The 24,671-nt window shown below is 55.3% G+C and carries 24 protein-coding genes; 13 read left to right on the forward strand and 11 right to left on the reverse strand.

The features are described from left to right. Positions 1-60: 60 nt before the first annotated feature. Positions 61-1,239 carry a mannose-6-phosphate isomerase gene (gene manA / locus FN082_RS06185; RefSeq protein WP_142463176.1) on the reverse strand — a complete coding sequence of 393 codons (1,179 nt, stop codon included), beginning with the start codon at positions 1,237-1,239 and terminating at the stop codon, positions 61-63. 197 nt (positions 1,240-1,436) lie between these two features. Here manA and fumA point away from each other — a divergent pair, with 197 nt between their 5' ends. Then, positions 1,437-3,083, forward strand: a complete 1,647-nt coding sequence (fumA, locus tag FN082_RS06190; RefSeq protein ID WP_139540038.1) for a class I fumarate hydratase FumA — start codon at positions 1,437-1,439, stop codon at positions 3,081-3,083. A gap of 141 nt (positions 3,084-3,224) precedes the next feature. Beyond that, positions 3,225-4,625, forward strand: coding sequence for a class II fumarate hydratase (gene fumC / locus FN082_RS06195; protein ID WP_142981302.1), 1,401 nt, complete (start codon positions 3,225-3,227; stop codon positions 4,623-4,625). On the opposite strand, the gene tus is transcribed toward fumC, so the two are convergent. The 3 genes from tus to rstA form a co-directional block, all read right to left on the reverse strand. Beyond that, positions 4,615-5,547, reverse strand: a complete 933-nt coding sequence (gene tus, locus FN082_RS06200; RefSeq protein ID WP_139540036.1) for a DNA replication terminus site-binding protein — start codon at positions 5,545-5,547, stop codon at positions 4,615-4,617. The genes fumC and tus overlap by 11 nt on opposite strands. Before the next feature lie 76 nt (positions 5,548-5,623). Further along, positions 5,624-6,925, reverse strand: coding sequence for a two-component system sensor histidine kinase RstB (gene rstB, locus FN082_RS06205; protein WP_139540035.1), 1,302 nt, complete (start codon positions 6,923-6,925; stop codon positions 5,624-5,626). Between the two features lie 15 nt (positions 6,926-6,940). Continuing rightward, on the reverse strand, positions 6,941-7,657 hold the full coding sequence (gene rstA, locus FN082_RS06210) for a two-component system response regulator RstA (RefSeq protein ID WP_139540034.1): 717 nt from the start codon (positions 7,655-7,657) through the stop codon (positions 6,941-6,943). 127 nt (positions 7,658-7,784) lie between these two features. On the opposite strand from rstA, the gene FN082_RS06215 reads away from it, so the two are divergent. Beyond that, positions 7,785-8,120 (forward strand): GlpM family protein, encoded by a 336-nt coding sequence (locus FN082_RS06215; RefSeq protein WP_004102593.1) that lies wholly within the window; start codon positions 7,785-7,787, stop codon positions 8,118-8,120. On the opposite strand, the gene folM is transcribed toward FN082_RS06215, so the two are convergent. The 3 genes from folM to ydgH all read right to left on the reverse strand — a co-directional run bounded on the left by folM (position 8,117) and on the right by ydgH (position 11,391). After that, on the reverse strand, positions 8,117-8,842 hold the full coding sequence (folM, locus tag FN082_RS06220; protein WP_139540033.1) for a dihydromonapterin reductase: 726 nt from the start codon (positions 8,840-8,842) through the stop codon (positions 8,117-8,119). The genes FN082_RS06215 and folM overlap by 4 nt on opposite strands. 36 nt (positions 8,843-8,878) lie before the next feature. Beyond that, positions 8,879-10,261, reverse strand: a complete 1,383-nt coding sequence (locus FN082_RS06225; RefSeq protein ID WP_142981303.1) for an amino acid permease — start codon at positions 10,259-10,261, stop codon at positions 8,879-8,881. Positions 10,262-10,440: 179 nt separating this feature from the next. Next, positions 10,441-11,391 (reverse strand): DUF1471 family protein YdgH, encoded by a 951-nt coding sequence (gene ydgH / locus FN082_RS06230; RefSeq protein ID WP_139540031.1) that lies wholly within the window; start codon positions 11,389-11,391, stop codon positions 10,441-10,443. Between the two features lie 519 nt (positions 11,392-11,910). Between ydgH and pntA the strand changes: the two genes are divergently transcribed. From pntA to FN082_RS06250, 3 genes are all read left to right on the forward strand, one after another. Beyond that, on the forward strand, positions 11,911-13,440 hold the full coding sequence (pntA, locus tag FN082_RS06240; RefSeq protein WP_139540030.1) for a Re/Si-specific NAD(P)(+) transhydrogenase subunit alpha: 1,530 nt from the start codon (positions 11,911-11,913) through the stop codon (positions 13,438-13,440). A gap of 10 nt (positions 13,441-13,450) precedes the next feature. Next, on the forward strand, positions 13,451-14,839 hold the full coding sequence (gene pntB, locus FN082_RS06245) for a Re/Si-specific NAD(P)(+) transhydrogenase subunit beta (RefSeq protein WP_139540029.1): 1,389 nt from the start codon (positions 13,451-13,453) through the stop codon (positions 14,837-14,839). 144 nt (positions 14,840-14,983) lie between these two features. After that, on the forward strand, positions 14,984-15,172 hold the full coding sequence (locus FN082_RS06250) for a YdiH family protein (RefSeq protein ID WP_139540028.1): 189 nt from the start codon (positions 14,984-14,986) through the stop codon (positions 15,170-15,172). 123 nt (positions 15,173-15,295) lie between these two features. Here the strand turns inward: FN082_RS06250 and uspE are convergent, their stop codons facing one another. The 3 genes from uspE to ogt form a co-directional block, all read right to left on the reverse strand. Then, a complete protein-coding gene (gene uspE / locus FN082_RS06255; protein ID WP_139540027.1) occupies positions 15,296-16,246 on the reverse strand; it encodes a universal stress protein UspE in 951 nt (316 codons plus the stop codon). Between the two features lie 138 nt (positions 16,247-16,384). Further along, positions 16,385-17,137 carry a fumarate/nitrate reduction transcriptional regulator Fnr gene (gene fnr, locus FN082_RS06260; protein ID WP_004102577.1) on the reverse strand — a complete coding sequence of 251 codons (753 nt, stop codon included), beginning with the start codon at positions 17,135-17,137 and terminating at the stop codon, positions 16,385-16,387. A 193-nt stretch (positions 17,138-17,330) separates the two neighbouring features. Further along, the gene (gene ogt, locus FN082_RS06265) at positions 17,331-17,846 is read right to left on the reverse strand and encodes a methylated-DNA--[protein]-cysteine S-methyltransferase (protein ID WP_142981304.1); all 516 of its coding nucleotides are present in this window, start codon (positions 17,844-17,846) and stop codon (positions 17,331-17,333) included. A 200-nt stretch (positions 17,847-18,046) separates the two neighbouring features. On the opposite strand from ogt, the gene smrA reads away from it, so the two are divergent. After that, the gene (gene smrA, locus FN082_RS06270; RefSeq protein WP_142467273.1) at positions 18,047-18,610 is read left to right on the forward strand and encodes a DNA endonuclease SmrA; all 564 of its coding nucleotides are present in this window, start codon (positions 18,047-18,049) and stop codon (positions 18,608-18,610) included. Here smrA and FN082_RS06275 read toward each other — a convergent pair. Further along, positions 18,607-19,413: an IclR family transcriptional regulator domain-containing protein gene (locus FN082_RS06275; protein WP_139540025.1), complete on the reverse strand. Its 807-nt coding sequence runs from the start codon at positions 19,411-19,413 to the stop codon at positions 18,607-18,609. The two genes, smrA and FN082_RS06275, sit on opposite strands and share 4 nt — an antisense overlap. 167 nt (positions 19,414-19,580) lie before the next feature. Here FN082_RS06275 and FN082_RS06280 point away from each other — a divergent pair, with 167 nt between their 5' ends. Genes FN082_RS06280 through pcaC form a run of 6 tightly spaced genes read left to right on the forward strand, consistent with a single transcriptional unit; the run spans position 19,581 to position 24,644 of the window. Beyond that, the gene (locus FN082_RS06280) at positions 19,581-20,267 is read left to right on the forward strand and encodes a 3-oxoacid CoA-transferase subunit A (RefSeq protein ID WP_142463183.1); all 687 of its coding nucleotides are present in this window, start codon (positions 19,581-19,583) and stop codon (positions 20,265-20,267) included. Positions 20,268-20,277: 10 nt separating this feature from the next. Beyond that, positions 20,278-20,934, forward strand: a complete 657-nt coding sequence (locus tag FN082_RS06285; protein WP_139540023.1) for a 3-oxoacid CoA-transferase subunit B — start codon at positions 20,278-20,280, stop codon at positions 20,932-20,934. Positions 20,935-20,943: 9 nt separating this feature from the next. Next, complete coding sequence (gene pcaF, locus FN082_RS06290; RefSeq protein ID WP_139540116.1) at positions 20,944-22,146, forward strand: 3-oxoadipyl-CoA thiolase; 1,203 nt, start codon at positions 20,944-20,946, stop codon at positions 22,144-22,146. A 9-nt stretch (positions 22,147-22,155) separates the two neighbouring features. Continuing rightward, complete coding sequence (locus tag FN082_RS06295) at positions 22,156-23,508, forward strand: 3-carboxy-cis,cis-muconate cycloisomerase (protein ID WP_142981305.1); 1,353 nt, start codon at positions 22,156-22,158, stop codon at positions 23,506-23,508. Continuing rightward, positions 23,498-24,265 carry a 3-oxoadipate enol-lactonase gene (pcaD, locus tag FN082_RS06300; RefSeq protein WP_139540021.1) on the forward strand — a complete coding sequence of 256 codons (768 nt, stop codon included), beginning with the start codon at positions 23,498-23,500 and terminating at the stop codon, positions 24,263-24,265. Before FN082_RS06295 ends, pcaD begins: the two co-directional genes overlap by 11 nt. Continuing rightward, complete coding sequence (gene pcaC / locus FN082_RS06305; RefSeq protein ID WP_139540020.1) at positions 24,255-24,644, forward strand: 4-carboxymuconolactone decarboxylase; 390 nt, start codon at positions 24,255-24,257, stop codon at positions 24,642-24,644. Before pcaD ends, pcaC begins: the two co-directional genes overlap by 11 nt. Positions 24,645-24,671 lie beyond the last annotated feature (27 nt).

The following is a 24,671-nucleotide window of genomic DNA, read 5'->3' on the forward strand; positions in this document are numbered from 1 at the left end:
CCTGGTTGTGTTGTCATGATGGGTGAAAGTCTAGCAACTGTGGTTAAAAAGTTCAGTAACTTACTGGAGCTTATTAAACACGCGCGCCACGCGACCTTTACCGCTTACCTGTACCGGAAATTCGTTACAGGCAACAAACGCCGACTCACCCGGCTTCAGCGTCAGGCTCTGCTCGTCTTTCGTGATAACCGCTTCCCCCTCAACGCAGAACAGAATTGCCGCGCTGTCCTGGGCGATAGTTGACGTCTGCGCCGACAAATCGTGCAGAGAGAAGGCAAAATCATCCACCGGGATTGGGAAATCCAGTTCAGCGTCATGAACAACCGGTTGGGTCAGCAGCTCGCCCGCAGGCTTGGGCTCAAATTTGACGTTCGCCACCAGTTCAGGAATATCAATGTACTTCGGCGTCAGGCCTGCGCGCAGGACGTTGTCCGAGTTAGCCATGACTTCCAGGGCCACGCCCTGCAGGTAGGCGTGCGGAGTTTCTGCGAACAGGAACATCGCTTCGCCAGGATTCAGCTTCACCACGTTGAGCAGCAGCGGAGAGAAGAGGCCGCTATCGTCAGGATAAAATTCGGCGATCAGGCGGATAGTCTGCCACGGTTCACCCTGCTCACTATCCAGCGCCTTCTGCAGCACCTTCAACGCATGGGCTTTTTCTTCGCCCTTCATATTCAGCAGGCTGGCAAACAGCTGGCTCAGATGTTCGCCGTCAGGCTGCGCGAGGAATTGCGCAATCGCTGGATGGGCATCGGCTACCGGCTGCAGCAGATTGACGATATCGGCAAATTCGCGGAACGCGTTCATGGCAAGGAACGGAGTCAGGGCAAAAACCAGCTCTGGCTTGTGGTTCGGATCCTTATAGTTACGCTCGGCGGCATCAAGTGGGATCCCCGCAGCGTTCTCTTTGGCGAAACCGATTTCTGAAGCCTGCTTATTCGGGTGTACCTGAATAGACAGCGGCTGCGCGGCGCACAGGACTTTGAACAGGAATGGCAATTCACCGAAACGCTCGGCGACTTTTGCGCCAAGCAGGGCCGCTTTATCGCCTTCGATCACTTCGCGCAGGGAATGCGGAGCCCCGGTATTATCCAGAATCTGCGAGCTGCTCTTCGGATGCGCGCCCATCCACAGCTCCGCCATCGGCAGGTTGTTCGGGTTAGCAATTCCATACAGTTCGGTTAAGGCGGTATGACTTCCCCAGGCGTAGTTTTGCACTGAGTTGATGAGCTTTTGCATTCTCAATCCCTGTTCCACGTGATAATTGATGGCACTATTAAACCAGCAATCGACCGAGAAGCAACTGGCGCGAAGAAAAAGTCGTCCTTGTCTCAGTTTTTGTTAAAAAATTGTGTAAAATCGATCGACTCGCTTTTCTACGGGCAAATGGAGTGTCTGCCTGAAATATAATCAGCCAAGCAGTAAGTGAGAGCACAATGTCGAATAAACCGTTTGTATATCAGGATCCTTTTCCACTGAAAAAGGACGATACAGAGTACTACCTCCTCAGCAGTGATTACGTCTCCGTCGCCGAATTCGCCGGCCAGGAAGTTCTGAAAGTTGAACCTCAGGCGCTAACTTTACTGGCACAACACGCTTTCCACGACGCCTCCTTTATGCTTCGCCCGGCGCACCAGCAGCAGGTTGCCGATATCCTCAACGATCCTGAAGCCAGCGAAAACGATAAATACGTGGCGCTACAGTTCCTGCGCAACTCGGACATCGCCGCTAAAGGCGTGCTGCCAACCTGCCAGGATACCGGCACCGCGATTATCACCGGCAAAAAAGGTCAACGTGTGTGGACCGGCGGCGGCGATGAAGCGGCGCTGGCGCAGGGCGTCTACAACACCTATATCCAGGATAATCTGCGCTATTCGCAGAACGCGCCGTTGGATATGTATAAAGAAGTGAACACCGGTACTAACCTGCCTGCGCAAATTGATCTCTACGCCACTGATGGTGAGGAATATAAATTCCTCTGCATCGCCAAGGGCGGCGGCTCGGCCAACAAAACCTATCTGTATCAGGAAACCAAGGCGCTGATCACGCCGGCAAAACTGAAAAACTATCTCGTCGAGAAGATGCGCACCCTGGGCACTGCAGCCTGCCCGCCGTACCATATTGCCTTTGTAATTGGCGGCACTTCGGCGGAATCAACGCTGAAAACGGTTAAGCTGGCTTCAACCAAATATTATGACGGCCTGCCGACCGAAGGCAACGAGCACGGTCAGGCCTTCCGCGATATTCAGCTCGAGCAAGAGCTGCTGCTGGAAGCGCAGAATCTCGGCCTCGGCGCGCAGTTCGGCGGTAAATACTTCGCCCACGATATCCGCGTGGTACGTCTGCCGCGTCACGGCGCATCCTGCCCGGTGGGCATGGGCGTCTCCTGCTCAGCGGATCGTAATATCAAAGCGAAGATCAACCGTGAGGGGATTTGGCTGGAGAAACTGGAAAGCAATCCGGGGAAATATATTCCTGAGCATCTGCGTCAGGCCGGAGAGGGCGAAGCGGTTAAGGTTAATTTGAACCAGCCGATGAGCGACATTCTGGCGCTGCTGTCGCAGTACCCGGTGTCGACCCGCCTGTCGCTGAGCGGTACGATTATCGTGGCGCGCGATATTGCCCACGCGAAGCTGAAAGAGATAATTGATAACGGCGATGAGCTGCCGCAGTACGTGAAAGATCATCCGATTTACTACGCGGGCCCGGCGAAAACCCCGGACGGCTACGCTTCCGGTTCCCTTGGTCCAACCACCGCGGGCCGGATGGACTCTTACGTCGACCTGCTGCAAGCGCATGGGGCGAGCAAAATCATGTTAGCCAAAGGTAACCGCAGCCAGCAGGTGACCGACGCCTGCCACAAGCACGGTGGTTTCTATCTCGGCAGCATCGGCGGCCCGGCGGCGGTGCTGGCGCAGCAGAGCATCCGTAGCCTCGAGTGCGTGGCCTATCCGGAGCTGGGGATGGAAGCAATCTGGAAAATTGAAGTTGAAGATTTTCCGGCATTTATCCTGGTGGATGATAAGGGCAATGACTTCTTCCAGCAGATCCAGAGCTCACAATGCACCCGTTGCGTGAAATGATCTCAGCCGCCCTTCGGGGCGGTTTTTTTATGCCGCTTAACGGCACGAACCACTAAAACAACTTATAAATCTGTCCAATACTTAATGCTTTAAGCAGGTGAGCCTTGTCGCTATACGTACTTTGAATTCAAGGAGAATGTAATGACAACGCATCGCAGTGAAAAAGACTCTATGGGCGCAATTGATGTGCCTGCTGATAAGCTATGGGGCGCGCAGACCCAGCGCTCGCTGGAACATTTCCGCATCTCGACGGAAAAAATGCCGGTTGAGCTCATTCGTGCACTGGCGCTAACCAAGCGCGCGGCGGCAAAGGTGAATAACGATCTCGGCCTGCTGGACACGGAGAAAGCGCAAGCGATTATCCAGGCAGCGGATGAAGTACTGGCAGGCAAGCACCCGGATGAATTTCCGCTGGCCATCTGGCAAACTGGCTCCGGTACCCAAAGTAATATGAATATGAATGAGGTGCTGGCAAACCGCGCCAGTGAACTGCTGGGCGGCGCGCGCGGGATGGAACGTAAAGTCCACCCTAACGATGATGTGAACAAAAGCCAAAGCTCTAATGACGTCTTCCCGACGGCGATGCATGTAGCGGCGATTATTGCTCTACGGGAAAAACTTATTCCGCAGCTTAATGTGCTGAAACGCACCCTCCACGATAAATCCGTTGCCTTCAGCGATATCGTCAAGATTGGCCGTACTCACCTACAGGACGCCACGCCTCTGACTCTGGGCCAGGAGATCTCCGGTTGGGTAGCGATGCTTGAACATAACCTTAAACATATCGACCATAGCCTGCCGCATCTGGCGGAACTGGCGCTGGGCGGCACGGCTGTCGGCACCGGACTGAACACGCATCCGGAATATGCGGTGCGCGTTGCTGCTGAGCTGGCGAGCTTAAGCGGACAGCCGTTTGTCACCGCGCCGAATAAATTTGAAGCGCTGGCCACCGTGGATGCGCTGGTGCACGCGCACGGGGTGTTAAAAGGGCTGGCATCTTCGTTGATGAAAATTGCCAACGATGTTCGCTGGCTGGCTTCCGGCCCGCGCTGTGGTATTGGTGAAATTGCGATCCCGGAGAATGAGCCGGGATCGTCGATTATGCCGGGTAAAGTCAACCCGACCCAGTGTGAGGCCCTGACGATGCTGTGCTGTCAGGTTCTGGGTAACGATGTGGCGGTGAATATCGGCGGCGCATCAGGCAACTTCGAGCTTAACGTCTACCGCCCGATGGTTATCCACAACTTCCTGCAATCCGTGCGGCTGCTGGCTGACGGAATGGAGAGCTTTAACGAGCATTGCGCGGTGGGGATTGAACCTAATCGGGAACGCATCAGCCAGTTGCTGAATGAGTCGCTAATGCTGGTGACCGCGCTGAATACCCATATCGGCTACGATAAAGCGGCGGAAATTGCCAAGAAGGCGCATAAAGAAGGGCTAACCCTGAAGGCTTCCGCGCTGGCGCTCGGCTACCTGACGGAAGCCGAGTTTGATGGCTGGGTGCGCCCGGAAGAGATGGTCGGCAGTATGGCTACTCGCTAGCCAGCCACAGGTGCAGTCGCGGAATCAACAATCTGAGCGACTGCGCCTGCGGTTTATAGCGATACTGCACGTTATCGGCATCATAGTTCAGTAACTCGCCAAGATCCGGCACGCTTACTCCCTTTGTGCCGGATATCAACGCAATCATCGGCCCCGGACAGGCGTATTGCACCTGTTTTTGCTCCCCGCTATACCAGACCCGGGCGATAGGCTGTACTTTCACCGGCCTCTTTATCTTCAGCTTTGCCCGCTGCGGCAGGGCGGCGATATCCTGATATTCACGCTCCAGCTTGCTTTGCCACTGCTCGCGGGTCCATGGCGGAACCGCGCGCGGCGACTGAAGGCTTTTTTCCAACTGAACCAATACCTGATCGCGGGTAAGGTTTTTAATCACATGCTTATTGGCCCAGCCAAATCTGATGGTGCTTGGGTCAAGCAACGGCGTTAGCGTGCGATAGGCGCTGAGAGTGATAAGTCCCGGCAGATGGCGGTGGACCCATTCAAATCGCGCGGCGCCAGGGAGGCCGGAGTCGACGGTAACAATTTTCTCAAAGGTCGCCTTAAGGGCGTTGATATGATGAATTTTGCGTAATAACTCAGCCTGTTCATCAGCATCGGTTTGCAGGCAAATCGCGCCGGGCAAGCGCACGGCGGCTTTGCTGCTGCGCGTTTCCGACTGCTGTTGGATAAACAGATGGCTATAGTGCCTGAGCGCCATCTCCAGCGCGGTTTTACCGGTATGTTGAACGACATTGATGCTGTCCAGCGGCTGGTGTTCAGCATCTTTGCTTACTGGCGGCAGCTCAAAAACGCGGGCCGCCAGCAGTCGGCAGTTGCTCAGGGATTGTTTGAGCTCCTGCAGTTCACGCTCGAGTTGCCGAAAGGTGTCGTTTAGACGTTCTACGAGGTCATAGCTAGCCATATCTCTCCGCTTTAGTTACAACATACTAGATGATTTTTAAATCATACGCAGGCCCTGGCACCTGCGCAAGGGCTAATCAAGCAGAGGTAAAATCTGGCAATGGGTGATAAATCGGCCAGCTAAAAGAGAAACAGGCTCCGCTGAGCGGGCTTTCCTCACAATGAACCTCGCCTGACATCGCCTGAGCAATGCTGTGAACGATAGCCAGACCGAGGCCGCAGCCGCCGGTGGCGCGGTCGCGGCTGGGGTCGAGGCGCACGAAGGGTTCGAAAACCCGCTCCCGCTCATCAGGCGCAATACCCGGACCATCATCCTCAACTCGTAACGTCGCACGCGACCCCTGCAACGTCAGACTAACCTGAATACGCTGGTTGCTGTAGCGCAGAGCGTTATTCACCAGATTATCCAGCACGCGCTCCATTAAGCGCATATCCAGCGCGCCGTAATTCCCGGGCGTCACTTCCTTTAACATGACTTCGCGCTGTGGATTAACCATCTGAATATCCTCAACGTGGGCATTAATCCATGCCGGGAAATTGGGGGAGGTTAATTTCAGTTCATTTTGCGGGCGGTCGAGACGCGCATAGGTTAACAATTCTTCAATCAGCGCTTCCAGTTGGCCGATGTCTCGGTTTAACGCTTGTGATTCCGCCTCGGTGAGGTTTTCGCTCATTTCCAGGCGATAGCGCAGACGCACCAGCGGGGTGCGTAATTCGTGGGCAATACCGTCGATCAGCTGTTTTTTGCTGGCGATAAGCGCGTTGATATTATCGGCCATCTGGTTAAACGCCACGCCCAGCCGCTCGAAACTGGACATGCTATCGAAATGGATCCGCTCGGTAAGATGTCCTTCGCCGAAGCGCTGGGCGGCGGTTTCAATGCGTAACATGTCCTGCCAGTGGGGGCGCATCCAGATGAATACCGGGAAGGCCAGAGAGATAGCGATAAAGGCCATTAGTGCGAGATCGAGAAGGCGCATCTCATGCAGAAAATAGAGATAGGGCACCGGACCGACGGACAACACATAATGGCTGCGTGGGATGCGCTGGATAAAGGTGTACTGGTCATCGAGGGCGACGATATCCCCGGCGCGCAGATGCTGCATCGAGTTTTCCGAGAGTTTGAATTTGCTGATGGGTTCGATATGCAGATCGAAAGAGAGATTCAGGTCCAGCTCTTTGAGCGTTTTGCTCCAGTCGCGCGGCGGGATCTCCCGTAGTTCGCTGCGCATCAGGTACAGCGAGCTTTTCATTAAATCATCCAGCGACTGGCGTCCTGCGCGTTCGGCGGTGAATTTATACACCAGGCCAACCATCATGGTCATCACCAGGAAACAGACGAACAGCAGCAGGTAAAACTGCACAAACAGCTTTTTCATAGCCAGACCCGTAACTTAATTATCCCAGGCGTGAGGGGCGAACAGGTAGCCTTTATTGCGTACCGTCTTGATACGATAAGGCTCAGTGGCATTATCGAGGAGCTTTTTACGCAGGCGCGAAATGGCCACGTCGACGCTGCGGTCCATGCCATCGTAGCTGACGCCGCGCAGATTCTTCAGCAGAGCATCCCGGTCCATAATTTGCCCGGCGTGCGTCGCGAGTTCCCATAGCAGATCGAAGTCGGCCGTCGACAGCGCCACGCTTTCGCCGCTGAGCATCACCTGACGATTAACCGGATCGATGGTCAGGGAGCCAAAGCTAATGGATTTATGCGGCGTAAGCGAGGAGGGGGCGCTGGTACCTGGCGTAGCGGTATGCTGGCGCAGATGCAGGCGCAGGCGGGCCAACAGTACTGCGGGCGGCGTGGTTTTCAGGATATAGTCGCTGGCGCCCATTTCGAGCGATAAAATATGGTTCATATCGCTGTCCAGGGAGGTAAGCAGTACGATGGGGCCCTGCCATTGGCCGCGTAAATCCCGGCACAGCGTCATGCCGTCTTTGCCCGGCAGCATGATATCCAGCAGCACCAGGTCCGGCTGCTCGCGCGCGATAACCTCTTCTGCGCGGTCGCCTCGCGGTTCAACGACGACGTCCATATCGTGCTTTCCCAGATAAGCGGCAATCAGCGCACCGACTTCCGGCTCATCCTCAACAAAAACGATCTTATTCATATTTTTGGCGCATATATAAAAGACTTAACATACACTGCCGTTAATTTACCTGCCATTATTCTTTTATAAACAAATGTTCTTCCGCTATGCTGCGGGTTCTTGTTGTTTAAATGTTAAGGCAAAAGGAATGGGGCTGTTGATAAAAGCGCTGCTTGGGGCACTGGTTGTCGTCCTGATCGGCGTGCTGTCCAAAACGAAAAACTACTATATCGCCGGGTTAATTCCTCTATTTCCTACCTTCGCCCTGATTGCGCACTATATCGTCGCCAGCGAGCGGGGTATCGAAGCGCTGCGGACCACCATTGTATTCGGTATGTGGTCGATCATTCCGTACTTTATTTATCTTCTTTCTTTATGGTATTTCACCGGAATCATGCGCCTGCCGTTTGCCCTGGCAGGCGCTGTCGTGTGCTGGAGTTTGTGCGCGTGGCTGTTAATTATCGGCTGGAGCCGTTTCCATTAGCGCAGATGGCGGCCGCCATCGACGGCGAATGAGCGTCCGGTCACATAGCGACTGTTGAACAGATATTCGACAAGTTCAATAATCTCTTTCTCACCCGGCGCGATTTTCATCAGCGATTTATCGAGCGCCTGCTTGCGGTACTCCGCGTCATCGCCTTCATTAAATAAAATAAGCGACGGGGCGATGGCGTTGACCTTAATTTCCGGCGCCAGCTTGCGGGAAAACGAACGACTCATATTATCCAGCGCGGCCTTACTCGCGGCGTAGGCAATGTGTTTATCGCTACCGCGTTCCACGACGTAATCGGTAATGTGGATAATGTCGCTGGCCGCATGACCGTTGCCGCGCAGCAGGCTCTCCAGCGCATGGTTGAGCAGGTAAGGGGCGTTAACGTGAATTTGCATCATGCTGGCGAGTACCGTGGTTAATGGTATTCCCGGCTTTTCCGCCATCCATCCGCTGGCATTATGAATAATGGCGCGCAGGCCGCTGCTTGCCAGCGCTTTGACCTCTTCAGCGAATGCCAGAATACTTTGGTCGGTGCTGAAATCCGCGTGCAGGCAAACGGCTCCCGCTTCCCGTAGCGCATCGATGGCCGGGTAGTACGTACGGTAGCTGACGATAACGGGCTGTTGCTGAGCCAGAAAATGGCGGGCCAGGGCGAGGCCGATACGGCGGCCGCCGCCGGTAATCAGGATCGGGCGAGGCTGGAGGTCAGCCATGGGTATCTCCTTTGAATTCAGCGGCAGGGTAACCGCTTACCCCACCAACATCCACGTTGCCGGTACGGCGGCAACCAGCAAAAAACCAATTAATGCCAGGTCACGGCGTTTGAGCGAGCGCTCGTGCTGGTGTGTACGACGGGCATACAGGAAAACCAGAAGACCCGGAGCGTAAAGTATCACCGACAACAATAAATGCACAGGGCCGGATGCATATAATAACCATAAGCCATAAGCGCAGGCTCCGACACCTACCGCCTTATGTAGCGGGCGTTTGGCTATCTTCAACAGAAAAGCGCCGACGAGGAAATAAGGAACCAGAATCATTTCGGAGGCGATAGTCAACAACGTGTTGTAATCCGACCCTGTTAGCCAAATCATCACCAGTGAAGCCTGCACGCTGATATTAGTGAGCCACAGCGAAGCCGACGGGGCGTTGTTTTTATTGGTGCGGGAGAAGAGGCGCGGGAATGCTTTATGGGTTGCCGCCAGATAAGGGACTTCCGCCGCCATAATCGTCCAGCTCAGGTAAGCGCCGCAGACGGAGATAATCAGCCCCGCAGCGATAACAATCTCGCCCCAGTTACCCATCATTTTGACCATCAGCCCGGCCATCGACGGATTGCGGATTTCTGCCAATTCACTGCGCGGAACGACGCCTAAAGAGAGCAGGGTCACCAGCAGATAGACCGCCAGCGCGGAAAGAACCGCTAAAAGGGTCGCGCGCCCTACGTCCCGTTTGTTACGCGCGCGGGCGGAAACCACGACCGCGCCTTCTACGCCGATAAACACCCACAGGGTGATCAGCATGGTATTTTTCACCTGTTCCCACACCGGCACGCCCAGCGCCAGACCGCTGAAATCAAGACGAAATGTCTCCATGCGAAACGCAATGGCGGCCAATGCGATAAACGCGCCGAGCGGCAGCAGCTTAGCCAGGGTGGCCGCCAGGTTGATACCCGCTGCCGTTTGTACACCGCGCAGGACCAGGAAATGCACGATCCACAGCAGAACAGACGCGCCGATGATGGACTGCCAGGTATTACCATCACCAAACAGGCGCAGCTCCGGCGTATCGGTAAAGAAACTCAGCGCTGAGAAAACGATAACCAGGTAGGAGACATTGGCAACAACCGCACATAGCCAGTAGCCCCATGCGGAGCAGAAGCCAATTAGTTCACCGAAACCTTCCCGGGCGTAGGTAAATATACCGCCGTCGAGATCGGGACGAATACGGGTGAGCAGCAGCATGGCAAAGGCGAGGAACAGGATCCCCACGCCGGTAATGCCCCAGCCGATAAGCAGTGCGGAAGGGCTGGCGACGGCTGCCATATTTTGCGGCAGACTGAATACACCGGCGCCCAGCATTGAGCTGAGTACCAGTGCGGTCAGGGCGCTGAGGCCCAGTTTCTTTTCCATTGCATTCCCGAGGTGACAATCATCAAATTAAGAATATTTATTTTGCGAAATCGCATAAAAATGGAGGATTGCGCTAAGGCGCGGGATTTTACGGAGTGTTTTGTATGCATGCAATGGAGAGAAATGAAAAAAAGCAAAAAGGCGGCAAATCGCCGCCTTTTTGCTCAGACTGAATGCTGTTATTTATACAGGTCGGCGCTGATGGTGATGTTGCCACCGCGTTCCTGCCACTGACGGGTAATGTGATAGTACTTAGCGCCTTTCTTAGCAGCGCGCTTAGCCGTCTGGTAGGAGATTTCCGTCATGTTACCGTAGTTGCCGGTAAACTTGATGCTGTCGTAAGGAACCATCTGCGCGGCAGTGATTTTATTCACTTCTTCAACTTTGGTGCCGTCCGGCAACGTGACGGTGTAACGTCCGCCTTTAGAGGATTGCGTTTCGAAGAAGCGGCCTACGCCGGTGCCTGAACCCACGGCTGCGGAAGTCGCAACGCCTGGAATTTCAACTTTCTTAGCCGCTTCGCCGCCTTCGGCCAACGCAGCGCGACCGGCTTCTGAATCCGCCGGGATCGCGTCCGGGCTTTGCAGGACGCGTTTTTTCGCATCCGCTTTATAGACGTAAGCGGTAATGCGCTGGTTTCCGCCCTGGTTGGCATCAACCTGACGGACGATAAAGAAGGAAGCTGCGCCCTTGGCTTTAGCCGCTTTGGTGATAGCGTCGTTGACTTCCGGCTGGCTGCGGTAGAAGCCCTGCACGGTGACGGTATCGAAAGGTTCCAGCTCAACGGCCTGATCTTTCGGTAATTCCATTATGCCGTTAATAATACGGTTTTTCGGCGCGTCGGCCTGCGGGGCATTTTCTTTATAAAAATCGGCCGTTACGCGCAGGTTGCCGCCGCTGCCAAAATCAGACGTGTCGACAACATAAAAGGAAGCTGCGCCTTCTTTGTCGGCTTTACGGGAAACTGCCTGCACTGCGTCGCCAATGGCGTTAAAACGGCCGGTGACCTCAACGCGATCGTAGGGCTTCAGCGCTGCCGCCTGCTCCGGAGTCAGCTCGGTCGCTGCATGGGCAGACAACGCGGTTGTAGCCAGAAGAGCAGACGCCAGGAGTGAGTTCTTAAGCTTCATAAAAATAATCCTTTGCCTTGCGCAAACCATGTACTGGTGTTGTTGTTGACTGAAAACGTTTGATTATTGCATTTATCGTCAGTGACTGTCTGCGTCAATTTTCAGTTGTCGCCCGAAACGTATAGCACAGAAATATAACATTTCCCGATATGTTGAAAAAACAGCCGCTTGACCAGCAAAATCGATAATCCATATCACTTTCATAAGTTAGCATAATGTTAATGTAATGATCTAAGTGGCGATAAATGGCGAATTAATCCATCATCCAGGCGAATTATCAGGTGCTGGAATAAAAATGAGGTAAATATTGCTGCCTGACACGGTTAGTCGTGAGTTTTACCAATAAAATCAAAATTTCTGTTTTATCGCTGTAGATCACAATCGGTATTTTCAGTAGGTTATAAAAAGTTTGTTACTGTTTCATTTTTTCAGACATATGTTGGGGGGCGAATGATCGCCTCCGGACGGTCGTTTGTAAGAAAAGTAAACCATCATCAAAAACCGATGGAAGGGAAAACTATGCGTATTGGTGTACCAAGAGAGAGACTCGCCCTGGAAACCCGGGCCGCCGCCACGCCGAAAACGGTGGAGCAGCTGCTGAAACTCGGGTTCAGCGTCGCGGTAGAAAGCGGTGCCGGTAAACTGGCCAGTTTCGACGACGAAGCCTTCGTTCAGGCTGGAGCGGAGATCGTTAGCGGTGATGACGTATGGCAGTCTGACGTCATTCTGAAAGTTAACGCCCCTGATGACGATGAGATCCTGCTGCTGAATCCCGGCACGACGCTCATCAGTTTCATCTGGCCTGCGCAAAATCCGCAGCTGATGGAAAAACTGGCGGCGCGTAACATTAACGTGATGGCGATGGACTCGGTTCCGCGTATTTCGCGCGCTCAGTCGCTGGATGCGTTAAGTTCGATGGCCAACATCGCCGGCTACCGTGCGATCGTTGAAGCCGCCCACGAGTTTGGCCGCTTCTTTACCGGGCAAATCACTGCCGCAGGGAAGGTTCCGCCTGCGAAGGTGATGGTTATCGGGGCAGGGGTTGCCGGTCTGGCAGCCATCGGCGCGGCGAACAGCCTCGGCGCGATCGTCCGCGCGTTTGATACCCGTCCGGAAGTCAAAGAGCAGGTGCAGAGTATGGGCGCCGAGTTCCTTGAGCTGGATTTCAAAGAAGAAGCGGGCAGCGGCGATGGCTATGCCAAAGTCATGTCTGAAGCTTTTATCAAAGCTGAAATGGAACTGTTTGCCGCGCAGGCTAAAGATGTCGATATCATCGTCACCACGGCCCTGATTCCAGGCAAACCGGCGCCTAAGCTGATTACCCGCGAAATGGTCGACTCCATGAAGTCGGGCAGCGTGGTGGTTGACCTTGCGTCGCAAAACGGTGGTAACTGCGAATACACCGTACCGGGTCAGGTCGTCACGACCGCCAACGGCGTGAAGATTATCGGCTATACCGATCTGCCGGGCCGTCTGCCGACTCAGTCATCCCAGCTGTACGGTACCAACCTGGTTAACCTGCTTAAACTGCTGTGCAAAGAGAAAGACGGCAATGTCGTTATCGATTTTGATGATGTCGTTATCCGCGGCGTTACCGTGGTTCGCGAAGGTGAAATCACCTGGCCTGCGCCACCCATTCAGGTTTCTGCTCAGCCGCAGGCGGCAGCGAAAAAAGTTGAAGCGCCAAAAGCAGAGGCGAAACCGAGCTCGCCGTGGCGCAAGTATGCGCTGATGGCGCTGGCGATTATTCTGTTCGGCTGGCTGGCAAGCGTAGCCCCGAAAGAGTTCCTCGGCCACTTTACCGTCTTCGCGCTTTCCTGCGTGGTCGGCTACTACGTAGTGTGGAACGTCTCCCATGCGCTGCATACGCCGCTGATGTCGGTCACTAACGCTATTTCCGGCATTATCGTGGTTGGGGCATTACTACAGATAGGCCACGGCGGCTGGGTTAGCTTTCTGAGCTTTATCGCGGTGCTGATCGCCAGCATTAATATTTTTGGTGGTTTCACCGTCACTCAGCGCATGCTGAAAATGTTCCGCAAAGGATAAGGGGTAACAAATGTCTGGTGGATTAGTTACAGCTGCATACATTGTTGCCGCGATCCTGTTTATTTTTAGCCTGGCGGGGCTTTCCAAACACGAAACCTCTCAGCAGGGCAACTACTACGGTATTGCCGGGATGGCGATTGCGCTGGTGGCGACCATTTTGGGGCCGGACAGCAGCAACGTCGCGTGGATCCTGCTGGCGATGGTTATCGGCGGCGCTATCGGTATTCGTCTGGCGAAGAAAGTTGAAATGACTGAAATGCCGGAGCTGGTGGCCATTCTGCATAGCTTCGTCGGTCTTGCGGCGGTGCTGGTTGGCTTTAACAGTTACCTGCAGCATGAAACCGGCATGGAACAGATTCTGGTCAATATTCATCTGACCGAAGTGTTCCTCGGTATCTTCATCGGTGCGGTGACCTTCACCGGTTCCGTCGTGGCGTTTGGCAAGCTGTGCGGCAAGATGTCTTCCAAACCGCTGATGCTGCCGAACCGTCATAAGCTGAACCTGGCGGCGCTGGTCGTTTCCTTCCTGCTGCTGGTGGTGTTCGTTCGTACCGACAGCATCGGTATGCAGGTACTGTGCCTGCTGGTGATGACCGTTATCGCCCTGGCGTTCGGCTGGCATCTGGTGGCCTCTATCGGCGGCGCGGATATGCCGGTTGTGGTGTCAATGCTGAACTCTTACTCCGGTTGGGCGGCGGCGGCGGCGGGCTTTATGCTCAGCAACGACCTGCTGATCGTAACCGGTGCGCTGGTGGGTTCTTCTGGTGCGATTCTGTCTTACATCATGTGTAAGGCGATGAACCGTTCATTCTTCAGCGTTATTGCCGGTGGTTTCGGTTCTGACGGTACGGTTTCCTCGGGCGATGAAGAAGTGGGCGAGCACCGCGAGATCAGCGCCGAAGAAACCGCTGAGATGTTGAAAGGCTCTCAGTCGGTCATCATCACCCCGGGCTACGGCATGGCAGTGGCGCAGGCGCAGTATCCGGTGGCGGAAATCACTGAGAGACTGCGCGCGCGTGGAATCAAGGTGCGTTTCGGTATTCACCCGGTTGCCGGGCGTCTGCCGGGTCACATGAACGTACTGCTGGCGGAAGCGAAGGTACCGTATGACATCGTGCTGGAGATGGATGAAATCAACGATGATTTCTCCGATACCGACACCGTGCTGGTTATTGGCGCTAACGACACCGTTAACCCGGCGGCGCAGGACGATCCAAACAGCCCAATCGCCGGTATGCCGGTGCTGGAAGTGTGGAAAGCGCAGAACGTCATCGTGTTTAAGCGTTCGATGAATACCGGCTATGCTGGCGTTCAGAACCCGCTGTTCTTTAAAGAGAACACCCACATGCTGTTTGGCGATGCTAAGGCCAGCGTCGATGCGATTCTGAAAGCGCTGTAATGTTAAGCGTTTAAAACCTTTACTTCTTAAGCCGTCTCTTCTGAGACGGCTTTTTTATATATGTAACGAAGTCATTATTTGCTCATAAAATCATCAGTTCTGAGTGTTATAATAAGCCTGTTTTTCACCCAAACTGAGGATATTATGGATACCGAGTTAACCCCCACGCAACTGGCCATCGAATTTCTGCGTCGTGACCCCACTGCTTTGACCCCCGCGCAGTATCTGAAAAAGCTGAAACTACTGGAGCTGGAGTTCGCCGATTTAATGGCGCTCTCATCCATGGAGCTTAAAGAAGAGATCGATCACGCCTGGCGTTTAGGTATCCACTAACGTTTACGTTACCGATATAGCAGTTAAAGACTGGGGGCCGAAAGGCCCTTTTTTATGCAGGATGCAAAAAAATCCCCCGCGCTGGCAGGGGATGGTTTTATTACAACGGGCTAGAGCAGCTGACTAATCGTCTTCTTCGTCATCAAGCTCAACCGGTGTCTGGTACTGATCCGGCTTCAGCGCCAGCAGGTCGCAGCGCAGGTGGTCGATAACCTGTTCGGCGGTATTGCCGAGGAAGGCCGCCGACAGCCCGGTACGACCAATCGTACCCAGCACCACGATCCCTGCCTGCAGATGCTCCGACAGATCGGGGATCACCTCTTCAGGTAACCCTTTTTCAACATGGGTGCGGCTCTCATCAATACCGAATTTCTGCCGCAGTGACTTCATCGCCAACAGATGCTGGCCGCGAATGGCGTCGTTGTAAACGCTGGGGTCAAAATCAGGCAGCTCTATCGCGATATTGATAGGCGTCACCGGATAAGCGCCCACCAGATGAACCTCGGTATGGTTAACCTGTTCCGCCAGCTCAATTGTCTCTCTTACCAGCTTCTCATTGAGTGCGTTGTGGTAGTTTTCTTCACTGGCGAGATTAACCGCCACCAGCGCTTTACCGCCTTCCGGCCACGGCTGATCTTTAACCATCCAGACCGGACACGGGCATTTGCGTAGCAGGTGCCAGTCCGTTGGGGTGAAAATTACCGCTTCCAGCTTGTCATGCTGGTGCGCCATCTTCAGAACTAGATCATGCTTATCGCTGATGATTTCCTGAATAATGGCCTCGAAGGGACGGTTGTGCCACACCACTTTGATATCAATGGGCACGCCGGACTCAATATAAAACTTAGCCTGTTCGCGGATCCAGGCGGTACGCTGTCCGATGACGCCCTGGCGCATAGCCGTGCGTTCGTCGGGGGACAGCAGGGTGGTCATTTCATAGGAAAAATCATAGATCGGCAAAAAGGCTTTGATGCGTCCACCAATCCGTTGGTGCAGATACACCGCACGCCGCAATGCAGGCTGGTCGTCCTGATTGGGGTCGATTACTACCAGCATGTTCTGATACTTCGCCATACAGGGTCTCCTTACAACTGTAACCACAGTTTGTAATTAAAAAGATAACCTATATGGATGAAATGAAACAGGGGATGAGCCTGGCCAGATCAACAAATTAGAAAAAAATTCGCGATCTGGCCTGAGACGGGAGAGCTATCAGGCGACGTTGCGGGCCTGACCAGCAAGCTGCGCCAGCAGGTCGCTGTTTTCGATGGTGATATATTTACCTTTAACCGCCAGCATGCCGCTTTTCTGGAAACGGCCCAACAGTCGGCTGATGGTTTCAACCGTCAGCCCCAAATAGTTGCCGATATCGCCGCGGGTCATGGTGAGGCGGAATTCACGCGGGGAGAAGCCACGCTGCGCGAAACGACGAGAGAGATTATAGATAAAGGCTGCCAGACGCTCTTCGGCGTTCTTTTTGGAAAGCAGCAGGATCATATCCTGATCGCCTTTAATTTCGCCGCTCATCAGGCGCATCATTTGCTGGCGCAGATTCGGCATTTTACCGGAGAGATCGTCCAGCGTTTCGAAAGGAATTTCGCAAACCATTGAGGTTTCCAGCGCCTGAGCAAAGCTCGGGTGGTGGCCAGTGCCGATGGCATCAAAGCCCACCAGATCGCCCGCCAGATGGAAACCGGTGATTTGCTCATCGCCCTGTTCGGTGATGGTGTAGCTTTTAATGGTGCCAGAACGAATTGCATACAGCGATTTCAGCTCATCACCGGCTTTGAACAAGGTTTGTCCTTTCTGGATAGGCTTTTTCCGCTCGATGATGTTATCAAGCTGATCAAGCTCATGCTCGTTCAGAGTAAAAGGGATGCAAAGCTGGCTGATGCTGCAATCCTGGCAATGGATTGCACAACCGCCAGACTGAATGCGTCGTATAATTCGCTTTTCCGGGATCATAAGTCTGCTCAGGCTTTAATTGATATTGGTCAATTTTAACATCTTTTTGGTGAGCAGGTAAGTCTCGAACCCCTGAAACACGTAATATTAAGAGGGTAAATCAATTACCCATCTTATCTATTTGATTGCGAATGAATTATCAGGCGTGATTTGATTGTAAAATTACCGGAAAATTCCAAAAAGGCACTTACGGTCAAAGAAGCAAATACCCCTCGTGGCGCAATAACCACTCTTTTCGCTGCACGCCGCCGGCATATCCGGTCATGGTACCGTTGCGCCCGATCACGCGGTGGCAGGGTACGACAATACTGACGGGGTTTGAACCGTTAGCTGCGCCCACCGCGCGCGCCGCCCCTGGCCGACCCAGCGTTTCCGCGAGCTGACCATAGTGCATTACTTGCCCGCAGGGAATGGTGCGCAGCGCTTTCCAGACTTCCCGCTGAAACGGCGTGCCCGCGGTTGCGGTAGGGAGTGTGTCGATGATCCCCAGATCGCCGGCAAAATAATCGGCGAGTTTGCGGCTTAATCCGCCGGGGTCCCTCGCGGTAACGCGCTGATAGCCTTCGTTACGATAGTGCAGCTCCAGCAACTGCTCCATACGATCGCTATGTTCTTCCCACTCTACGGCGCGCAGACGGTACTGCTCATCGCAAATAATCCATAACGGCCCCATCGGGGTATCGATTTTATCCTGCAGCAGAGTCAGCATCGTTTTTCCTTGTCACCTTTCATCAGATCAACAAGATATCATGCGCATGATGCGGGCAACTATACCCCCAAAAGATAAAACGCCCACATCGTCGCGGTGCGTTATCTGTGAGCATTCGCGGCGTAAAACAACGTAAACGCATTGAGGGTGCAGGGCGTCGCGGCTATAGTAACTCCCCGGTAGTAGCTGGAGGAACGCGCATGAACCTTGACGACAAATCCTTATTTCTTGGCGCCATGGAGGACGTTCAGCCTCTGAAACGCAATAACGACGTTCACTGGCACCCCGAGCGCAACACCCGCGCGGTGCAGCGGATTGACACCCTGCAGCTTGATAATTTCCTTACCACCGGCTATCTCGATATCGTGCCGCTGGCAACCGCGCTGGAATTTAAGCGCGAAGGTCTGCAAAGCGGCGTGTTGGAAAAGCTTCGTCGCGGTAAGTACAGCCAGCAGGCAAGCCTTAACCTGCTGCGCCAGCCGGTCGAGAAGTGCCGGCAAATGCTGTTTGCTTTTGTGGTGCAAGCGCAGAAGGAGGGGCTGCGTAATTTGCTGATCGTTCACGGTAAAGGGCGCGACGATAATGCGCACGCCAATATTATTCGCAGCTACCTGGCGCGGTGGCTGGTCGAACTCCCTGAAGTGCAGGCCTTCTGCACGGCGTTAGGGCACCACGGGGGCAGCGGCGCCTGTTATGTGGCGCTGCGTAAATCGGCTGAAGCCAAACAGGAAAACTGGGAGCGCCACGCCAAACATAGCCGCTAGCGCATCAGCAGCGTGAGCTCCCGGGCTGCTTTCTGTAGCTCGGGCAAAACTCGTTCCAGCATCTCGTGCGCTGACATCTGTCCGGCGTGTACGCCGACGTTTAGCGCCGCCTGAATTTGCCCCTGCGGGTTAAACAGCGGCACCGCCAGCGAGCGCAGTCCCATCTCCAGTTCCTGGTCGTTAAGCGCATAGCCCTGCTGATGCACGCGCTTGAGCTCGGCGCGCAGCTTAGTCACCGAATCGACGGTTTGCGGGGTATAGCGAATCATCGTTACCCGGCCCAGCATATCGTTGAGCCTCTCTTCCGGTTGATGGCTCAATAGCACGCGTCCCATTGAGGTCGCCCAGGCGGGCAGGCGGCTGCCAATGTCCAGATCGATGGTCATAATTCGCGAACTCGATGCGCGGGCGATGTAAAGAATATCGTCACCGTCGAGAGTGGCAATTGAGCAGGACTCATTGAGCATTTCACTTAAATGCTTCAGCACTGGCTGCGCCGAACGCGCCAGCGGCGTGGAAGCCAGCCAGGCGTGGCCCAGCGCCAGAATGCGCGGTCGCAGCTGGAAATTCTTACCGTCCTCGGCATAAACAAACCCCAGCTTGCTCAGCGTATACAGACAGCGGCGCACCGCCGCGCGCGGAATGCCGGTCTTCTGGCTGATTTGCGAAATTGAGAGCAGCGGGCGTTGCGGAGTAAAAGCCTGGATAACCTCCAGCCCGCGCGCCAGCGAGGCCATAAAGTTCGGATCGCCTTTAAACGGATCGCTATCGCCCGTCAGTAAATCGTCTGGATGTTTCTCCATTTTTTTCTCCGTATTTGTCATCGATCACATTCTTTCGCTAAACATACACGATGTTCGATTATCGCACCATATTTCGATTATCGCCCTTGACCAGCATCGTTAAGCGGGTCACATTTTGTGCGAACAGCGAATAAAAGTGCGATTACCGCACATACGGGAGCGACCTGATGATTGATAAAAGCGTGTCGACGTTAAGTGATGCCATCGCTGGGATCCACGACGGGGCGACCATTATGATTGGCGGATTTGGTCCCGCCGGTCAGCCGACGTATCTGATAGATGCTCTGATAGAACAGGGGGCCCGCGATTTAACCATCATTAACAATAACGCGGGTAACGGCGAAGTAGGCCTGGCGGCGTTACTGAAAGCCGGGCGGGTGCGCAAAATGATCTGCTCGTTCCCACGCCAGGTGGATTCACAGATTTTTGACGATCTTTACCGCCGCGGCAAAGTGGAGCTGGAGCTGGTTCCGCAGGGGAATCTTGCCGCGCGTATTCAGGCGGCTGGCGCGGGTCTCGGCGCGGTATTTACCCCCACCGGTTACGGCACGCCGCTGGCGGAGGGTAAAGAAACTCGCGAAATTGACGGTCGTCATTACGTTCTTGAATATCCCATCAAAGCCGATTTTGCGTTGATCAAAGCCCATCAGGGCGACCGCTGGGGCAACCTGGTTTATCGCAAAGCGGCGCGCAACTTTGGCCCGATCATGGCAACCGCCGCCCAAACCACCATTGCGGAAGTCTCACAGTTGGTGCCCCTTGGTGACCTCGACCCGGAAAGCATTATCACGCCGGGGATTTTTGTCCAGCGTGTCTATTCCCTGGAAAACCTGATTACCGCAAAAAGCGCCTGAGGAACCCACTATGCAAAAACTGACTCGCGATGAGATGGCCCAGCGTGTGGCCCGCGATATACCCGAAGGTGCTTATGTCAATCTGGGTATCGGCTTACCGACCCGTATCGCCAACTATCTTCCTGCCGACAAGGAAATATTCCTGCATAGTGAAAATGGCCTGCTGGGAATGGGGCCGAAACCGCAGCCGGGCGAAGAGGATCCTGAGCTGATTAACGCCGGGAAAGAGTATGTGACCCTGCTTCAGGGCGGCTGCTATTTCCACCACGGCGACTCCTTCGCCATGATGCGCGGCGGCCATCTTGATATCTGTGTCCTCGGAGCCTACCAGGTCTCCGCCAGCGGCGACCTGGCGAACTGGAGCACCGGCGCGCCCGACGCGATCCCTGCCGTCGGAGGGGCGATGGATCTGGCTATTGGTGCGCGTCAGGTGTTTGTGATGATGGACCACCTGACCCGTGACGGCGAATGCAAGCTGGTGGAACACTGCACTTATCCGTTGACCGGCGTCGGCTGCGTGAGCCGGATATATACCGATCTGGCGGTTATCGATATCAGCGAAAGCGGCCCGGTGGTGCGAGAAATCTTTAATGGCCTCTCTTTTGAGGAACTACAGCGTATCACTCCGGTGACGCTGACTTTTGCACAACTGGCGGAAAGCGCGTAAGGAACTATGATGAATCAGGCATTTATCTGTGATGCAGTACGTACGCCGTTTGGTCGTTTTGGCGGTGCCCTGGCAACCCTGCGTGCTGACGATCTCGCAGCGCTACCGCTTAAAGCGCTGCTGGAACGTAACCCCGGTCTCAATCCTGCGCGTATTGACGATGTGATTTACGGCTGCGCTAACCAGGCTGGCGAAGATAACCGCAACGTTGCACGTATGGCGCTGCTGCTGGCCGGACTGCCGGAAAGCGTGCCGGGCAGTACCGTAAACCGCCTGTGTGGTTCCAGCCTTGATGCGATCGGCATCGCAGCGCGTGCGATTAAAAGCGGCGAAACTCAACTGATGATTGCTGGTGGCGTCGAAAGCATGTCGCGCGCGCCGTTTGTAATGGGTAAGGCGGAAAGCGCCTTTAGCCGCACGATGCAGATGGAAGATACCACCATTGGCTGGCGCTTTATCAACCCACAGCTGAAAGCGCTGTACGGAGTGGATTCGATGCCGGAAACGGCGGAAAACGTAGCGGGTGATTTTGCCATCTCGCGCGTGGACCAGGATGCATTTGCACTGCGTAGCCAACTGCGTACGGCGACGGCGCAGGAGGCCGGACGCTTTGCCGACGAGCTGATCGCCGTTTCGGTCCCGCAGCGCAAGGGTGAAGCGCTGCTTTTTACCCGCGATGAGCACCCGCGCAGCACCACCGCTGAAGCGCTGGCAAAGCTACGCGGCGTGGTCAGAGCCGAGGGTACGGTCACGGCGGGTAATGCCTCCGGGGTTAATGACGGCGCTTGTGCACTGCTATTAGCCAGCGAACAGGCGCTGGCCGCCAATGATTTACAGCCGCTGGCCCGGGTGGTCGGCGTGGCGACGGCAGGGGTTGCGCCACGTATTATGGGGTTTGGCCCCGCGCCGGCGGTACGAAAGGTGCTGGCGCAAACGGGCCTGACTCTTGGGCAAATGGACGTTATTGAACTGAATGAAGCCTTTGCTGCCCAGGCGCTGGCGGTAACGCGGGAGCTGGGGCTGCCTGATGATGCCCCGCACGTAAACCCTAACGGTGGCGCCATTGCCCTTGGTCATCCGCTGGGAGCCTCCGGCGGTCGTCTGGTGATGACTGCAGCGTATCAACTGCGCCGCACCGGCGGGCGCTATGCGCTGTGCACCATGTGTATCGGCGTTGGTCAAGGGATCGCGCTGATTATTGAACGCGTTTAAGGAGCCAGAATGAGTTTGTTGACCCCGATGATGCGCAACAGCCCGCTGACCGCGTGGCTCAGCGATGCGCAGCGGGTGCAGGGAATGTTGGATTTCGAAGCCGCGCTGGCGCGTGCTCAGGTTGAATGTGGCCTGGTGCCGCAGGCGGTGCTTAACCCGATTATTAAATCTTGCCAGCATCAGCAAATCGACTTTGCTGCGTTGGGACAGGCCGCCGCCAGCGCGGGAAATCTGGCTATCCCGTTGGTAAAACAGCTGACCGCGCGGGTCAAAGAACGCGATGAAGCCGCAGCGCGTTATGTTCACTGGGGGGCGACCAGCCAGGATGCTATCGACACTGGTTTTGTCCTGCAACTACGCGGTACGCTGAATGAAACAGACGCGATGTTGCAGCGACTGCTCGATACTCTCGCCTGCCAGTCCGAGCGCCATCAGAATACCGTCATGCCTGGTCGTACCTGGATGCAGCATGCGCTGCCGGTCACCTTTGGTCTGAAGCTAGCGGGAACGCTGGACGCGCTGCTGCGCTGGCAGGTGCGGCTGCGCGAGATGCGTTCACGGGTATTGGTACTGCAATTCGGCGGCGCGGCGGGAACCCTTGACTCGCTTAAAATGCAGGCTCCACAGGTTGCCGTCGCGCTGGCAAAAGCGCTCAACCTGCAGCTTCCTGATACCCCTTGGCACAACCAGCGCGATCGGCTATTAGAGGTAGGGGCGTGGTACGCCGGCGTCTGCGGTACCCTCGGCAAATTCGCCAACGACTTTTCTCTGCTGATGCAAACGGAAGTTGCGGAAGTCGCTGAGCCGGTTGCCGAAGGGCGTGGCGGGTCGTCAACCATGCCGCACAAGCGTAACCCCATCTCCTGTGCCGCAATTTTAACCGCTGCCCAGCGCACGCCCGGGCTGGTGGCGACGCTATACGCCGGTCAGATCCAGCAGCATGAACGGGCGCTGGGCGGCTGGCAGGCGGAGTGGGAAACGCTGCCGGAGCTGATAACTCTCGTTGGCGGCGCGCTGGCGCAGAGCGAAGCGCTGGTGCGCGACATGCAGGTTTTCCCGCAGAAGATGCGTGCCGATCTGGATATGACTCATGGCCTGATCATGGCCGAGGCGGTGACGCTGGCGTTGGCGGAGTTTATCGGTAAAGCCGAAGCCCACCATCGGGTTGAGGCTTTGTGTCGCCAGGCGCTGGACGAATCCCGTTCGCTACTTAATGTGCTGGAAAACGATCCGCTGGTCAGCGAGCACCTATCCGCCAGTCGCTTAACTCAACTGCTGGATCCGACAACGGCGACCGGCAGCGCTGAACTTTTCGTGCGCCAGGTCGTGGCGCGCTATAAGGAGCAACGTAATGAATGTTGATTATCAGATTGACGGGCCGCAGGACGCGCCGGTTATCGTGCTCTCTAACTCGCTGGGAACCACCCGGGCGATGTGGCAGCCGCAGATTGAGGCGTTAACGCAGCATTTCCGCGTGCTGTGCTACGACACCCACGGTCATGGCGTAACCCGTAAAAGCGGCAAAGTGACGCTGGCGCAGCTTGGCGAAGATGTAATAGCGCTGCTCGATCATCTTAATATCGAAAAAGCCTGGTTCTGCGGGATTTCAATGGGCGGGTTGACCGGCCTGTGGCTGGGCCGTTTTGCGCCTGAACGTTTTTACGGCCTGGTTGTCGCCAACACCGCAGCGCGTATTGGCGATCAGGCAGGTTGGCTGTCGCGCGCCCGGGCGGTTCGTCAGGAAGGGATGGATGTTGTGGCTGCGGGGGCCGCGGATCGCTGGTTTAGCCACGAATTTCGGCAGAAGACGCCGGAAGTGGTGGAAGCCTTATGTCACCAGTTGACCCACAGCGATGCCGAAGGCTACGCGACCTGTTGCGAAGCGCTGGCCGCCGCCGACCTGCGCGGGGAAGTCGCGCAAATCTCCATTCCGGTACTTATTCTTGCTGGTGAAAGTGACCCTGTCACTACGGTGGCGGATGCAAACTTCCTGCACCAGCAGATCCCTGTCTCTGAAGTGGTGGTGCTGGCGGCATCGCATTTGTCAAATATCGAAGCGCCTAAGGCGTTCAGCTCGGCGCTGCTGGCTTTTACTCAGGGAGAACAGCATGGACGATAAACAGCGTTATCAGCAGGGAATGACGGTTCGCCGCAAGGTTCTCGGTGATACCCATGTCGATAAAACATTGCAAAAATTGACGCCGCTGAACGAGGAGTTTCAGGATTTTATCACCCGCTATGCCTGGGGTGAGACCTGGACCCGTCCTGGGCTCGATCACCATACCCGTAGCATGATAACCATTGCCATGCTGATCGCCCTGAACCGCGAAGCTGAGCTGAAAATGCACCTGCGCGCGGCGTTTAATAACGGCGTCACCCGCGACGAGCTTAAAGAGCTGATTATGCACTCCGCGCTCTACTGCGGCCTGCCTGCCGCCAACGCCACGATGCATCTGGCGCAGCAGGTTTTTGATGAGATGGATGCGAATCGGGGGTAGAAACAGCAACGCCAGGTTAATCCCTGG

The sequence above is a fragment of the Klebsiella spallanzanii genome (assembly GCF_902158555.1).
GTDB classification, from domain to species: Bacteria; Pseudomonadota; Gammaproteobacteria; order Enterobacterales; family Enterobacteriaceae; genus Klebsiella; species Klebsiella spallanzanii.